13 protein-coding genes are annotated in these 15,140 nt (G+C 63.3%); 3 read left to right on the forward strand and 10 right to left on the reverse strand.

Going from position 1 to position 15,140, the window contains the following annotated elements:
* From HU735_RS15710 to HU735_RS15740, 7 genes are all read right to left on the reverse strand, one after another.
* Window positions 1–480, reverse strand: a complete 480-nt coding sequence (locus HU735_RS15710; RefSeq protein WP_186714247.1) for an NYN domain-containing protein — start codon at window positions 478–480, stop codon at window positions 1–3.
* Window positions 481–530: 50 nt separating this feature from the next.
* Window positions 531–1,298: an SDR family oxidoreductase gene (locus HU735_RS15715; protein ID WP_186714248.1), complete on the reverse strand. Its 768-nt coding sequence runs from the start codon at window positions 1,296–1,298 to the stop codon at window positions 531–533.
* A gap of 649 nt (window positions 1,299–1,947) precedes the next feature.
* Window positions 1,948–2,664 carry an ABC transporter ATP-binding protein gene (locus tag HU735_RS15720; RefSeq protein ID WP_028688239.1) on the reverse strand — a complete coding sequence of 239 codons (717 nt, stop codon included), beginning with the start codon at window positions 2,662–2,664 and terminating at the stop codon, window positions 1,948–1,950.
* Window positions 2,661–3,536 carry an ATP-binding cassette domain-containing protein gene (locus HU735_RS15725; protein ID WP_186714249.1) on the reverse strand — a complete coding sequence of 292 codons (876 nt, stop codon included), beginning with the start codon at window positions 3,534–3,536 and terminating at the stop codon, window positions 2,661–2,663. Before HU735_RS15725 ends, HU735_RS15720 begins: the two co-directional genes overlap by 4 nt.
* On the reverse strand, window positions 3,533–4,834 hold the full coding sequence (gene livM / locus HU735_RS15730; RefSeq protein WP_050707125.1) for a high-affinity branched-chain amino acid ABC transporter permease LivM: 1,302 nt from the start codon (window positions 4,832–4,834) through the stop codon (window positions 3,533–3,535). Before livM ends, HU735_RS15725 begins: the two co-directional genes overlap by 4 nt.
* A 2-nt stretch (window positions 4,835–4,836) precedes the next feature.
* Window positions 4,837–5,751, reverse strand: a complete 915-nt coding sequence (locus HU735_RS15735; protein ID WP_186714250.1) for a branched-chain amino acid ABC transporter permease LivH — start codon at window positions 5,749–5,751, stop codon at window positions 4,837–4,839.
* Between the two features lie 156 nt (window positions 5,752–5,907).
* On the reverse strand, window positions 5,908–7,044 hold the full coding sequence (locus HU735_RS15740) for a branched-chain amino acid ABC transporter substrate-binding protein (protein WP_050707126.1): 1,137 nt from the start codon (window positions 7,042–7,044) through the stop codon (window positions 5,908–5,910).
* 441 nt (window positions 7,045–7,485) lie between these two features.
* On the opposite strand from HU735_RS15740, the gene pncB reads away from it, so the two are divergent.
* Both pncB and nadE read left to right on the forward strand, forming a co-directional pair.
* Entirely contained in the window at window positions 7,486–8,691 is a 1,206-nt protein-coding gene (gene pncB / locus HU735_RS15745; RefSeq protein ID WP_186714251.1) for a nicotinate phosphoribosyltransferase, read from the forward strand.
* A gap of 3 nt (window positions 8,692–8,694) precedes the next feature.
* Entirely contained in the window at window positions 8,695–9,522 is an 828-nt protein-coding gene (gene nadE / locus HU735_RS15750; RefSeq protein ID WP_186714252.1) for an ammonia-dependent NAD(+) synthetase, read from the forward strand.
* Between the two features lie 111 nt (window positions 9,523–9,633).
* Here the strand turns inward: nadE and azu are convergent, their stop codons facing one another.
* Window positions 9,634–10,080, reverse strand: coding sequence for an azurin (gene azu, locus HU735_RS15755; protein WP_050707129.1), 447 nt, complete (start codon window positions 10,078–10,080; stop codon window positions 9,634–9,636).
* Window positions 10,081–10,428: 348 nt separating this feature from the next.
* Between azu and HU735_RS15760 the strand changes: the two genes are divergently transcribed.
* Window positions 10,429–11,016 (forward strand): TIGR00730 family Rossman fold protein, encoded by a 588-nt coding sequence (locus HU735_RS15760; RefSeq protein WP_186714253.1) that lies wholly within the window; start codon window positions 10,429–10,431, stop codon window positions 11,014–11,016.
* A 115-nt stretch (window positions 11,017–11,131) separates the two neighbouring features.
* On the opposite strand, the gene HU735_RS15765 is transcribed toward HU735_RS15760, so the two are convergent.
* Together HU735_RS15765 and dnaB are read right to left on the reverse strand one after the other, a co-directional pair.
* Complete coding sequence (locus tag HU735_RS15765; RefSeq protein WP_186714254.1) at window positions 11,132–13,429, reverse strand: YgiQ family radical SAM protein; 2,298 nt, start codon at window positions 13,427–13,429, stop codon at window positions 11,132–11,134.
* A gap of 221 nt (window positions 13,430–13,650) precedes the next feature.
* Entirely contained in the window at window positions 13,651–15,048 is a 1,398-nt protein-coding gene (dnaB, locus tag HU735_RS15770) for a replicative DNA helicase (protein ID WP_023629368.1), read from the reverse strand.
* Window positions 15,049–15,140 lie beyond the last annotated feature (92 nt).

The following is a 15,140-nucleotide window of genomic DNA, read 5'->3' on the forward strand; positions in this document are numbered from 1 at the left end:
TCAGTGGCGCAGCAGTAGCCGGCCTTCGATAGGCACGTAGCGGCTTGCGGCGCGGATCACCGACAACGCGGTCAACCCCGGCACACCGTACACGACGGTTTCCACGCCATGGCGTAGCATCGCCCGCTCCAGCAACAAGTCGAAATCACCGTCGCCCGAGGCCAGCACCACCTGGTCGACCCGCGCCGCCGCCTCGATCACATCGAGGGTGATGCCCACGTCCCAGTCGCCCTTGGCCGAGCCATCGGCGCGCTGGATGAAAGGTTTGAGGCGCACCTCGAACCCAAGGTTGCGCAGGATCTGCTGGAACTGCTGCTGCTTGCTGTCACCACGGTCGATGGCATAGGCCACCGCCTCGACGATCTGCCCTTCACGGCTGACCTCGGCCCACAGCGCGGCGTAGTTGAAATGGCAGCCATGGCCTTGGCGAACCGTGTAGTAGAGGTTCTGCACATCGGCGAACAGGGCGATTTTCTTCAAGCGTGGACACCTCGTGTCTGCGGGGCTGCCTGACAACCCCGCACCATGATTCAACCCTTGGCCGATCGGTCGATCGAGAAGCCAGCCCAGTCCTGGCTCACCGGCATCAGCTCCAAGCTGTTGATGTTGATATGCGCCGGCTGGTTGAGGATCCAGAAGATGGTCTCGGCGATATCCTGGGGCTGGATCGGATTGGCACCGGCGTAGGTCGCATCATACTTCGCCTGGTCCCCACCGAAACGCACCAGCGAGAATTCGCTCTCGCACAGCCCCGGCTCGATATTGCTCACCCGCACGCCGGTGCCTCGCAGGTCGCAGCGCAGGCTCAGGGAGAACTGGCCGACGAACGCCTTGGTGCCGCCATACACGTTCGCACCCGGGTACGGGTAGTTGCCCGCCACCGAACCGACGTTGAGGATCGACGCGCCGCGCCCATGGGCGATCAGTCGAGGCAGCAGCAAACGGGTGGTGTACATCAACCCCTTGATGTTGGTGTCGACCATGGTTTCCCAGTCGTCCAGGCTGCAATTCTGCGCAGCGTCGACGCCCAGCGCCAACCCGGCGTTGTTGACCAGGCCCTGCAGCTTGTCGAACGTCGGCGGCAGGCTGGCGATGGCGGCCTCCATCGCCTGACGGTCACGCACATCGACCACCAGGCCGTGCACCTCGGTCTTGGCCGACAGTTCATGGCACAACGCATCCAGGCGCTCCTTGCGCCGGCCGGTGAGCACCAGCTTCCAGCCGGCGTCGGCGAAACGGCGGGCGGTGGCCTCGCCAAAACCGGACGTCGCGCCGGTGATGAATACGGTGGATGTCATGCTCTTCTCCTCAGCGTTGGATTGTCGTCGACAGGCCTCGCAGCATGCCCGGCGCAGGGCTCGACCACAACCGTCATCACCGCTGGTCAAAAAATGTACTAACCCCGCTGAGGCCCGTGGTAGAAGGTCTGCGACGGGCTATGCGCACCTTATCCACAAGGCTTTCCCCATGGATTGGGGGCAACTCGTCGGGTCAAGGGAACCTCTGCGCGTTGTGGACATCCGTGGATGATGGCGCAACGCTTTCAACCATGCCGCCTCTGGCGGTCTGTCCAAGGTTTTCCCACAGAGTTATCCACAGAAAGCCCCACGCTCTAGGCGGATCCATTGGCTGCGCAAAACACATGCAAAATCATGCACAAACAGCACTTGGTCAAAAAACGACCAAATGCTTGCACGCGCTGATTTATCTGGGCTGGAGCGAGGTGCCACCATGTTTTCCACAGGCGGTTCCACATAATCCGTGGAAAGTTTTGCACTTGTGGAAACAAGGGGTTGCAGTGGACTTGTGGAGCGCTTCAAGAAAGATATGCGACAAGTTGTCCACATCCGCCGTTTGACATAAAACGCATCGCGGGGCAAGCCCGCTCCCACAGACCCAACCGGCACCTGTGGAAGCGGGCTTGCCCCGCGATCTGTGGAACGTAAATCAGTGCCCGCCCAGATAGGCGTTACGCACCTCCTCATTGACCAACAACTCCTGCCCCGTCCCGGTCATGCGGATCTGCCCGTTGACCATCACATAGGCCCGGTCCGACAGCTTCAGCGCATGGTTGGCATTCTGCTCCACAAGGAAGATGGTCATGCCGGTCTGCGCCAGCTCGCGCAGGGTGGAGAAGATCTGCTTGACCACGATCGGTGCCAGCCCCAGCGAGGGCTCATCGAGCAGCAGCAGCTTGGGCCGGCTCATCAGCGCCCGGGCGATGGCGAGCATCTGCTGCTCGCCGCCGGACATGGTCATGGCGCGCTGGTTGCGCCGTTCCTTGAGCCGTGGGAACAGCTCGAACATGCGCTGCATGTCTTCACCGGCATGTTTGTCGCCAATCGGAATGGTGCCCATCATCAGGTTCTCCTCGACGGTCATGTCGGGGAACACCCGGCGCCCTTCCGGAGACTGGGCGATGCCGTTGGAGGCAATGTAGTGCGACGACTTGCGGGTGATGTCGGTGCCGCGATAGACGATCTGCCCGGAGGCCGCCCGCGGCTGGCCGAAGATCGACATCAGCAGTGTCGACTTGCCCGCGCCGTTGGCACCGATCAGGCTCACCGTCTCGCCTTCGTTGATGTGCATCGAGACTTTCTTCAGGGCCTGGATCGGCCCGTAGAACACATCCAGGTCCTTCAACTCGAGAATGGGCGCACTCATATCAGCTCCTCTTCGTCTGCACCCAGGTAGGCGGCGATCACCGTCGGGTTGTGGCGGATGTCCTGCGGGGTGCCCTCGGCGATCACGTTGCCATGGTCGAGCACGACGATATGGTCGGAGATGCTCATGACCATGCCCATGTCGTGCTCGATCAGCACCACGGTGATGTCGTGCTCGTCGCGCAGCACGCGGATCATGCGGCTCAGGGCCTCGGTCTCCTGCGGGTTGAGGCCGGCGGCCGGCTCGTCCAGGCAGATGATCTTCGGTCGCGTGCACATGGCCCGGGCGATCTCCAGGCGCCGCTGCTGGCCGTATGACAGCTCGCCAGCCAGGCGGTTGGCGCAATCGACCAGGTCGACCACCTCCAGCCAGTAGAACGCATGGTCCAGCGCGTCGCTCTCGGCCTTGCGGTAGCCCGGGGTGTTGAGCACGCCGGCCAGCAGGTTGCGGTTGACCCACATGTGCTGGGCCACCAGCAGGTTTTCCACCACCGACATTTCCTTGAACAGGCGAATGTTCTGGAAGGTGCGGGCAAGACCTGCGCGGTTGACCAGGTGGGTACCGCCGAACATCTTGTAGTACAGGCGGTTGGCGAAGCGCGCCGGCGAGACGAAGTCCGCCGCCTGGAAGCGCTCGCCGAGCAGCTGGATGACGTTGGTGTGGCTGCCGCGCACGTTGAGCTCGATACGTCCGCCGCTGGCCTTGTAGAAGCCGGTGAGGCAGTTGAACACGGTGGTCTTGCCGGCGCCGTTGGGGCCGATCAGGGCGAAGATCTGGTTGCGCTTGACCTTCAGGCTGACATCGCTGAGCGCCTTGATGCCGCCGAACTGCATCATCAGGTTGTCGACCGACAGAATGATTTCCTCGCTCATGGCGCCACTCCTTTACGCGGGACCACGCCGGTACGGCTGATGCGGATCAGCCCCCGCGGTCGCCAGATCATCATCAGCACCATCAGCACGCCGAACAGCAGCACCCGGTACTCGGAAAAGCTGCGCAGCAGCTCCGGGGCCACGGTCAGCACGAATGCCGCGATCACCACGCCCACGGTCGAACCCATGCCGCCAAGCACGACGATGGCCAGGATCAGCGCCGACTCGAAGAAGGTGAACGACGACGGGTTGACGAAGCCCTGGTAGGTGGCGAAGAACACCCCGGCCAAACCGGCGGTGGAAGCGCCCAGGGTGAACGCCGAGAGCTTGACCAGCACATGGTTCAGGCCCATGGAGCGGCAGGCGATCTCGTCCTCGCGCAGGGCCTCCCAGGCGCGGCCCACCGGCATGCGGGTCAGCCGGTGCTTGATGTACAGCACCGCCAGCACCACCAGGAACAGCACGGCGTAGATGAACACGAACTTCAGGTTGGGGTTGTAATCGAAGCCGAAGAACTCATGGATCGGCACTCCGCCGTCCTTGGCCCGACGGCCGAACTCCAGCCCCAGGAAGGTCGGCGACGGCGCCGGCATGCCGTTCGGGCCGCCGGTGAACGACAGCCAGTTGTTCAGCACCAGGCGAATGATCTCGCCGAAGCCCAGGGTGACGATGGCCAGGTAGTCGCCGTGCATGCGCAACACCGGGAAGCCGAGGATGCACCCGGCCAACGCGGCAGCGATCGCCGCCAGCGGCAGCACGCTCCAGAAGCCCAGGCCCAGGTACTGGTAGCCGAGGGCCAGGCCGTAGGCGCCGATGGCGTAGAACGCCACGTAGCCCAGGTCGAGCAGGCCTGCCAGGCCCACCACGATGTTCAGGCCCAGGCCCAGCAGCACGTAGATCAGGCCGAGGATGACCACGGTCAGCAGGTACTTGTTGGCGAACACCGGGAACACGATGGCGATGACGATCAGCGCCGGGATGATGTAGCGCAGCCGCGACTTGTAGTCCGGCGCCAGCACATGCACACCCGAGCCACCGCTGTCGAAGCCCTGGAGCATGCGCTGGCCGGTCGGTGTCTGCAGGAACAGGCTGAGGATGAAGCGCCCGATCATCACGCCGCCGACCAGCCAGGCCACGCGGGCCGGCTCGGCGTTGAAGCTGTAGCCGTCGAGCACCACGCCGACGACCGGACCGAAGACGATGAGGGCCAGCAGGCCGGCGACGATCGTCTCCAGCAGGCTGCGTTTGAGGTCGAAACCTTTGGTTTGGGCAACAGAGGCAGAATTGGCAGCGGACATGTTCACACCTTAGCCACGAGCGGGCGACCCAGCAGGCCTTGGGGACGGAAGATGAGGATCATCACCAGCAGCGAGAAGCTGAACACGTCCTTGTAGTCGGAGTTGATCAGGCCGGAGAACAACGACTCGGAGATCCCCAGGATGATGCCGCCGAGCATCGCCCCCGGCAGCGAGCCGATGCCGCCGAGCACCGCGGCGGTGAACGCCTTGATGCCGATGATGAAGCCGGCGTAGAAGTCGAAAGTGCCGTAGTTCATGGTGATCAGCACGCCGGCCAGCGCGGCCATCACCGCACCGATGACGAACACGTAGGAGATCACCCGGTCGGTGTTGATGCCCAGGATCGAGGCCATCTTGCGATCCTGCTGCGTCGCCCGGCACATCCGCCCGAGCTTGGTGTACTTGATGACGTAGGTGAGCAGCGCCATGCCGGCGAAGGCGGCCACCAGGATGAAGATCTTGGTGTAGGTCAGTTGCACGAAGCCGGTGCCCACCTCGATGCGCATGGCGCCTTCGAGCAGGGTTGGCACGCCTTGCTGGCGGGCGCCCTGGCTGATCTGCGCGTAGTTCTGCAGGATCAGCGAGATGCCGATGGCGCTGATCAGCGGGGCCAGGCGGGTGGAGTTGCGCAGGGGTTTGTAGGCGATGCGTTCGATGGTGAAGCCATAGACGCCGGTAACGACGATGGTGAACAACAGGGTGCCCAGCATCAGCAGCGGAAACGACTCGATACCAAAGTAGGCCAGCAATGCCAGGCTGATCGCCGCGAGGTACGCGGAGATCATGTACACCTCGCCGTGCGCGAAGTTGATCATGCCGATAATGCCATAGACCATTGTGTAGCCGATGGCGATCAGGCCGTAGACCGACCCGAGGGTCAGGCCGTTGACCAGTTGCTGCAGGAAAATACCATCCATAACGCAATCTCACCTGATTGAGATTGCACGAGCGCCGACCACGCAGGATCCGGATGCAACGGCCCTCGCAGCGCAGAACTGTGCAGATCTACTGACAATGACAGGTACCGCGGGGCTACGGCCCGGTGCGAAACGCACACGGGCCGTTGGCCATTGTTATTTTTGTTTTTCCAGCTGGTGGTACTTGCCGTTGGCATCCCACTGGTAGACCACGTAGTCGGAGACGGTCAGGTCGCCCTTCTGGTCCCACTTCTTCTCGCCCATGACGGTCTTGACCGGGTTGGCCTTCAGCCACTTGGCGGCGTCCTCGCCCTTGTTCGACTTGGCGCCGTTGAAGGCGGCGGCCAGGGCCTGGACCGAAGCGTAGGCGTACAGGGTGTAGCCTTCAGGCTCGGTGCCGTTCTTGCGGAACTCTTCCACCACGGTCTTGCTGTCGGGCAGCAGGCGCGGGTCGGCGCCGAAGGTCATGTACACGCCGTTGGTGTACTGGGCGCCGCCGGCGGTGGCCACCAGTTCGTCGGTGACGATGCCGTCGTCGGACATGAACGCCACATCCTTCAGGCCCTGCTCGCGCAGCTGGCGTACCAGCGGACCGGCCTCGGGGTGCAGGCCGCCGAAGTAGACGACGTCGGCACCGGCGGCGCGGATCTTGGTGACCACGGCGCTGAAGTCCTTCTCGCCACGGGTCAGGCCTTCGTACAGCACAGGTTTGACGCCACGTTTTTCCAGTTGCGCCTTGGTCGCGTCGGCCAGGCCCTGGCCGTAGGTGTCCTTGTCGTGCAGCACGACGACCTTCTTGCCCTTGAGCACATCGACGATGTAGTTGCCGGCGACGATGCCCTGCTGGTCGTCACGGCCGCACATGCGGAACATCGCGGACAGGCCGCGTTCAGTGACCTGCGGGTTGGTCGAGCCTGGGGTGATGGCGATCACGCCGGCCTCGTCGTAGACCTCGGAAGCGGGGATGGTGTTGGAGGAGCAGAAGTGACCAACCACGCCCGCCACCTTGTCTTGGTCGACCAGGCGGTTGGCCACGGCCACGGCCTGCTTCGGCTCGCAGGCGTCATCGCCCTTGACCAGGACGATCTTCTCGCCGTTCACGCCACCGGCCTTGTTGATCACATCGGCTGCTGCCTGTGCACCTTTCATGTACTGCTCGCCAAACGCTGCGTTGGCCCCGGTCATGGGACCCGCGACGCCGATCTTGATGTCGGCCTGAACATACGAAGAAACACCCAGTGCCGTGGCTACGGCCAGTGCCAGGAAACCTTTCTTGTAAAACGTCTGCGACATGAGGTGGTGCTCCTAGAGTATTTTTTTTGGTTGGCACTACAACTTCTCAGCCCTGTGCTCCGAGCAAGGGCCGTGCCAGTGGTTTTGTCTTCCGGGAAAACACACGACAGGGGGTGAACAGAGGCGACCGGCGGCCTTTTCTTTATTGAGCGTGCAACCGTCTACTGCGGAGCAAGCGCTACCGACACGCCTAGACAAGGAGCAACCATCGAACGCCATCATTGCAACCCTTGCGAGTGTTAACGTGCAACCGACCTGTAACAGCGGACGTCACCGAACTGCACACCGCTGGTGCGTGACTGCTACAGGCGGCACCGTTAGAAGGCTAGCTGGCGCACGGAAAATTACCTGCAAAGGCCATGATCGCGGGCGCCGTGGGAGCGGGCTTGCCCCGCGATCTGGCACAATGGTCGCCATTGCCCGCCTTGGAGCTTCCCCCTGATGAGCGAGAGCGCATTCGCCGAGCGCATCGTGCACAACCTGCTCGACACCGACTTCTACAAACTGACGATGATGCAGGCGGTCCTGCACAACTACCCGGACGCCGACGTCGAATGGGAATTCCGTTGCCGCAATGGCGAGGACCTGCGGCCCTACCTGGGCGAGATCCGCAACCAGCTCGAACTGCTCAGCGAGCTGACCCTGGATGACGATCAACTGGCCTTCCTCGAACGCATCAGCTTCCTCAAGCCGGACTTCCTGCGCTTCCTGCGCCTGTTCCGCTTCAACCTGCGCTATGTGCGCATCGGCATCGAAAACGATCAGCTGTTCCTGCGCCTGCGCGGCCCCTGGCTGCATGTGATCCTCTTCGAGGTGCCATTGCTGGCGATCATCAGCGAGGTGCGCAACCGCCACCTGCACCCGCGCATGCGCCTGGCCGAAGCCCGTGACCAGCTGCACCGCAAGTTCGACTGGCTGCGCGCCCACGCCAGCGACGACGAACTGGCCCACCTGCAGGTGGCCGACTTCGGCACCCGCCGGCGCTTCTCCAGCCGCGTCCAGGAAGAGGTGGTGCGGGTGTTGCGCGATGAGTTCCCGGGCCGTTTCGTCGGCACCAGCAACGTCGACCTGGCATGGAAACTGGATATCAAGCCCCTGGGCACCATGGCCCACGAGTGGATCATGGCCCACCAGCAGCTCGGCCCGCGGCTGATCGACAGCCAGATCGCCGCCCTGGACTGCTGGGTCCGCGAATACCGTGGATTGCTCGGTATCGCCCTGACCGACTGCATCACCATGGATGCCTTCCTCCAGGACTTCGACCTGTACTTCGCCAAGCTGTTCGACGGCCTGCGCCACGACTCGGGCGAGCCGGTGGCCTGGGCCGAGAAGGCCATCGCCCACTACCAGAAGCTGGGGATCGACCCGATGACCAAGACCCTGGTGTTCTCCGACGGCCTGAACCTGACCCGCTCGCTGGAGATCTTCCGGGCCCTGCGCGGGCGCATCAATGTCAGCTTCGGTATCGGCACCAACCTGACCTGCGACATCCCCGGTGTGGCACCGATGAACATCGTGCTTAAAATGACCGACTGCAACGGCTCGCCGGTGGCGAAGATCTCCGACGAAGCCGCCAAGACCCAGTGCCGCGACGCGAACTTCGTCGCCTACCTGCGTCACGTATTCAAAGTCCCCAGCAAGGAGTAACCCATGCAAGCCGTTCAGCAAGAGATTGCCCGGGCGCTCAAGGTGCAGCCGCCGTTCGCAGACGCCACCGCGCTCGAGCGGGAAGTCGCCCGGCGCGTGGCCTTCATCAAGGACTGCCTGGCCAATGCCCGGCTCAAGACCCTGGTACTGGGCATCAGCGGCGGCGTCGACTCGCTGACCGCCGCCCTGCTCGCCCAGCGCGCCATCAACGAGCTGCGCAGCGAAACCGGCGACAAGGCCTACACCTTCATCGCCGTGCGCCTGCCGTATCAAGTGCAGCATGACGAGCATGACGCCCAGGCCTGCCTGGAGGTGATCAAGGCCGACGAGGTGCACACCATCGACATCGCCCCGGCGGTGAAGGCCCTGGCCGCGGAAGTTCAGGCGCTGAAAAATGGCTCGCCGACCCTGGTGGACTTCGTCGTCGGCAACGTCAAGGCGCGCACGCGCATGGTCGCCCAGTACACCGTCGCCGGCGCCCGGGCGGGTTTGGTGATCGGCACCGACCATGCCGCTGAGGCGGTGATGGGGTTCTTTACCAAGTTCGGTGACGGAGCGTGCGACCTGGCGCCGCTGAGCGGGCTGGTGAAGAACCAGGTGCGGGCCATCGCGCGCAGCTTCGGCGCGCCAGAGTCGCTGGTGGAGAAGGTGCCGACCGCGGACCTGGAAGACCTCGAGCCGGGCAAGCCGGACGAGGCGTCACACGGCGTGACCTACCAGCAGATCGATGCATTCCTGCATGGGCAGCCGGTCGATCAGGCAGCGTTCGACATCATCGTCGCCACCTACCGCAAGACCCAGCACAAGCGCGAGCTGCCGTTCGCGCCCTGAATAGCATGAGGTTGAACGTGGGAGCGGGCTTGCCCCGCGATGACATCGGTGATTTCACCATCGCCATCGCGGGGCAAGCCCGCTCCCACAGGGTACTGCGTCAGGTTTTGATTACTTGACGACAACCTTGCCCTTCATCATCGAGATGTGGCCCGGGAAGGTGCAGAAGAAGCTGTAGTCGCCACCGGCTTCCAGCTTCGAGGTGTCGAGCTTGATGGTGTCCTTCTCGCCGGCACCGATCATCTTGGTGTGGCCGATGATCGCGGCGTTGTCGGCCTTGATGTAGTCCTTGTCCAGGCCTTGCGACATGCCTTCGGTGGCGATGGCCTGCATGTCGGCGGTCTTGCTGATCACCAGGTTATGGCCCATGACGTTCTTCGGCAGGCTGCCACCGTGGGTCAGTTCGATCTCGACGGTCTTGCAGCTCTTGTCGATGGTGAATTCCTTGGTGTTGAACGACATCTGGTCGGTCGAGTCGACAGTCACCTTGCAGTCGGCGGCAAAGACAGAGGCGCTGGCGAGGGTCAGCAGGGATACCGCTACAGCTTTCGCAAACATCATGAATCTCCTTGGCAGGGTTTTATCAATTGCGAGACTGCCTGAAAACCGGACGCCCGTACCTGATGTGGGTCAAGGGGTGTCAAGTGGCCAGGCAGTAGATTTGTTCAATGGATTGTATACAACCAATCAAAGTGCACATCATGCCCTCTTGATAGACGATGGGACAACCTCTCATTTAGGAGTTGAATGAAATGTCCCTTTCCAGCTTCATGAACAGCCTGCTCGCCGCCTACGCCCACGGCGCCAGTGGCGCCATCTGCGAGTTCGCCCGCCCCGAGTGACCTCCCCCTTGGAAGCGACAGGCATGCGCCTTACCCTGTGCGCGCATGTAAAGGGAGATAAGCAATGCCTGTACGTTCCGTTTGTGTCTTCTGTGGCGCCAGCATCGGTGCCAACCCCGCCTATCGCGAAGCCGCCGTGGCCCTGGGCCAGGCCATCGCCCGCCGTGGCCTGACCCTGGTCTACGGTGGTGGCGCGGTCGGCCTGATGGGCACCGTCGCCGATGCCGCGCTGGCTGCTGGTGGCGAAGTCATCGGCATCATTCCCCAGAGTCTGATGAACGCCGAGATCGGCCACAAGGGCCTGACCCGCCTCGAGGTGGTGGACGGCATGCACGCGCGCAAGGCGCGCATGGCCGAGCTCAGCGATGCCTTCATCGCCCTGCCGGGTGGCCTGGGCACGCTGGAGGAGCTGTTCGAGGTATGGACCTGGGGGCAACTGGGCTATCACGCCAAGCCGCTGGGGCTGCTGGATGTGAACGGGTTCTATGAAAAGCTGGGCGGGTTCCTCGACCATATCGTCGAGGAGGGCTTCGTGCGGCCGCAGCATCGGGCGATGCTGTTGCTTGGGCAGCAGCCGGATGAGCTGCTGGACGGGATGGATCGGTTCGAATCGCCGGTGTTGCCGAAGTGGGTCGACAAGCAGCCGGATTGATCCCGGCAAACATCGGCCTTGTGGGAGCGGGCTTGTCCCGCGATTGCGATGGTGAATCCAACATTGCAATCGCGGGGCAAGCCCGCTCCCACAAAGGACTATCCTGCCACTGGCGTTAGCGCGGAATGACCGGCTGGCGCGGCTTCTTGCCCTTGCCGCCCTTGGCTGCCTCTTTACGCTCCTTGGCCGCCTGCTGGTTGCGGGCGAACGCCTCGGCCTTGGCCTTCTCGCGCTTGTCCCACGGCTTGCTGCCATCACTGGCGCGCGGTGGCAGGCCAGTGTGCTGGGTGAGGATCTTCTGGTCCTTGCCCACCTTGTGGCTGCCGGCCGGCGTCGAGTTCTTGCGCCGGGCGCTCTGGTAGCTGTCGGTCTGCGGCTGGTGCAGCGGGATCAGCTGGTGCTTGCCCGGTCCGATCAGGTCGGCGCGGCCCATGCGCTGCAGCGCTTCACGCAGCATCGGCCAGCCCTTCGGATCGTGGTAGCGCAGGAACGCCTTGTGCAAGCGGCGCTGCTCCTCGCTCTTGACGATCTCCACCCCTTCGCTCTTGTAGGTGACCTTGCGCAGCGGGTTCTTGCCCGAGTGGTACATGGCGGTGGCCGAGGCCATCGGCGAGGGGTAGAACGCCTGCACCTGGTCGGCGCGGAAGCCATTGCCCTTGAGCCACAGGGCCAGGTTCATCATGTCTTCGTCGGTGGTGCCCGGGTGCGCGGCGATGAAGTACGGGATCAGGTACTGCTCCTTGCCGGCTTCCTTCGAGAACTTCTCGAACATGCGCTTGAAGCGGTCGTAGGTGCCGATGCCCGGCTTCATCATCTTGTCCAGCGGACCACGCTCGGTGTGCTCCGGGGCGATCTTCAGGTAGCCGCCAACGTGGTGGGTGACCAGCTCGCGCACGTATTCCGGCGACTCGACCGCCAGGTCGTAGCGCAGGCCCGAGGCGATCAGGATCTTCTTCACCCCCGGCAGGGCACGGGCCTTGCGATACAGCTCGATCAGCGAGCTGTGGTCGGTGTTGAGGTTCTCGCAGATGCCCGGGAACACGCACGACGGCTTGCGGCAGTGCTTCTCGATATCGTGGCTCTTGCAGGCGATGCGGTACATGTTGGCGGTCGGGCCGCCGAGGTCGGAGACCACGCCGGTGAAGCCCGGCACCTTGTCACGCATCTCCTCGATCTCGTGCAGGATCGACTCGTGGGAGCGGTTCTGGATGATCCGGCCTTCGTGCTCGGTGATCGAGCAGAAGGTGCAGCCACCGAAGCAGCCACGCATGATGTTCACCGAGAAGCGGATCATCTCGTAGGCCGGGATGCGCTCCTTGCCATAGGCCGGGTGCGGGATACGCGCATACGGCATGCCGAATACGTAGTCCATTTCCTCGGTGGTCATGGGAATGGGTGGCGGGTTGAACCACACATCCACGTCACCATGCTTCTGCACCAGGGCGCGGGCGTTGCCAGGGTTGGTCTCCAGGTGCAGCACGCGGTTGGCGTGGGCGTAGAGCACCGGGTCGTTGCGTACCTTCTCGAACGACGGCAGGCGGATCACCGACTTCTCGCGGGTGACGCTCGGGCTGTCGAGGATCTGCACGACCTTGGCTTCGTTCGGGTCTTCCTGCTCGCCCTTGGCCTGCTCGATGGCACAGGCCTGGGTGTCCTGGGTGTTCACGTACGGGTTGATGATCTTGTCGACCCGGCCCGGACGGTCGATGCGGGTGGAGTCGATCTCGAACCAGCCCTGCGGGGTGTCGCGGCGAATGAACGCGGTGCCGCGCACGTCAGTGATGTGCTCGATGCTTTCACCCTGGGACAGGCGCTGGGCGACCTCGACGATCGCCCGCTCGGCGTTGCCGTACAGCAGGATGTCGGCGCTGGCGTCGACCAGGATCGAGTGGCGGACCTTGTCCTGCCAGTAGTCGTAGTGGGCGATGCGGCGCAGCGAAGCCTCGATGCCGCCGAGCACGATCGGCACGTGCTTGTAGGCTTCCTTGCAGCGCTGGCTGTACACCAGGCTGGCACGGTCCGGACGCTTGCCAGCCATGCCGCCGGGGGTGTAGGCGTCATCGGAACGGATCTTCTTGTCCGCGGTGTAGCGGTTGATCATCGAGTCCATGTTGCCCGCCGCGACGCCGAAGAACAGGTTCGGCTCGCCGAGCTTCATGAAGTCGTCCTTCGACTGCCAGTTCGGCTGGGCGATGATGCCTACGCGAAAGCCCTGGGCTTCCAGCAGGCGGCCAATGATGGCCATGCCGAACGACGCATGGTCGACGTAGGCGTCGCCGGTCACGATGATGATGTCGCAGGAATCCCAGCCGAGCTGATCCATCTCCTCCCTGCTCATCGGCAGGAAAGGCGCTGGTCCGAAGCATTCGGCCCAGTACTTGGGATAGTCGTAGAGTGGTTTGGCTGCTTGCATGTCAGTGACCGGTTCTAATGTGCAGGAAAATCGCGGGCGCGGAATATAGCACAAATTTTGACCAAATCCGACGGTAGTGGTCGGATTCATGCATGCGAACAAATATCACTGTGGGAGCGGGCTTGCCCCGCTATGGCGGTGGATGCTTCAACAAAGCAATCGCGGGGCAAGCCCGCTCCCACGATCCGCTCCCACAGGGGGCCAAGTCCAGCCCGAGGGCTTTATTCGTCGTCGTCGAAGTTGTACATGCCCGGGGCGAGGTTCTCGAAGCGGGTGTACTTGCCGATGAACGCCAGGCGCACGAAGCCGATAGGGCCGTTACGCTGCTTGCCGATGATGATCTCGGCCACGCCCTTGTGCTCGGTCTCGGGGTGATACACCTCGTCGCGGTAGACGAACATGATCACGTCGGCGTCCTGCTCGATCGCACCCGATTCACGCAGGTCGGAGTTGACCGGGCGCTTGTTGGGGCGCTGCTCCAGGGAGCGGTTGAGCTGCGACAGGGCAATCACCGGGCAGTTGAACTCCTTGGCCAGCGCCTTGAGCGAGCGGGAGATCTCGGAAATCTCGTTGGTCCGGTTGTCACCGGCCGAACCCGGAATCTGCATCAGCTGCAGGTAGTCGACCATGATCATGGCGATCTCGCCATGCTCGCGGGCCAGCCGGCGGGTACGCGCACGCATCTCCGAGGGGCTGATACCGGCGGTATCGTCGATGAACAGCTTGCGGTCGTTGAGCAGGTTCACCGCCGAGGTCAGGCGCGGCCAGTCATCGTCGTCCAGCTGGCCGGAACGTACCTTGGTCTGGTCGATCCGCCCGAGCGACGAGAGCATACGCATGATCAGCGATTCACCGGGCATCTCGAGGGAGAACACCAGCACCACCTTGTCGCTGCGCAACACGGCGTTTTCCACCAGGTTCATGGCGAAGGTGGTCTTGCCCATCGACGGACGGCCGGCGACGATGATCAGGTCGGCCGCCTGCAGGCCGCTGGTCTTCTCGTCCAGGTCGGTGAAACCGGTGGACACGCCGGTGATGTCGCTGTCGGAGTTGAACAGCGTGTCGATGCGGTCGATGGCCATGGTCAACAGCTCGTTGACCCCCACCGGGCCACCGGTCTTCGGCCGCGCCTCGGCGATCTGGAAGATCTGCCGTTCGGCGTCGTCGAGGATCTCCTCGGCGTTGCGCCCCTGGGGGTTGAAGGCGTTGTCGGCGATGTCAGTGCTGATGCTGATCAGCTGACGCAACGTGGCCCGCTCGCGGATGATCGCGGCGTAGGCCTTGATGTTGGCCACCGACGGGGTGTTCTTGGCCAGCTCGGCCAGGTACGCCAGGCCACCGACCTGGGTGGACACGCCTTCCTTGTCCAGCTGCTCGTGCAGGGTCACCACGTCGAACGGCTGGTTCGCGTCCACCAGCTTGTGAATGGCGCGGAAGATCAGGCGGTGGTCATGCCGGTAGAAATCGCCGTCCGACACCTGGTCCAGCACCCGCTCCCAGGCGTTGTTGTCCAGCATCAGGCCACCGAGCACGGCTTGTTCAGCCTCGATGGAATGCGGCGGCACCTTCAGGGCGGCGGTTTGCAGGTCGAGCTGTTCGGGGGTGGTGATCTCGTTCATGGCCACGAAAGAATTCTGGGGGATGAAAAAGACAAAGGGCACGGCCTGTTCAACACAGGACCGTGCCCGATGTTAACCGTCTGACCCACAGG

This window comes from Pseudomonas sp. BW16M2 (assembly GCF_014268865.1).
GTDB lineage: Bacteria > Pseudomonadota > Gammaproteobacteria > Pseudomonadales > Pseudomonadaceae > Aquipseudomonas > Aquipseudomonas peradeniyensis.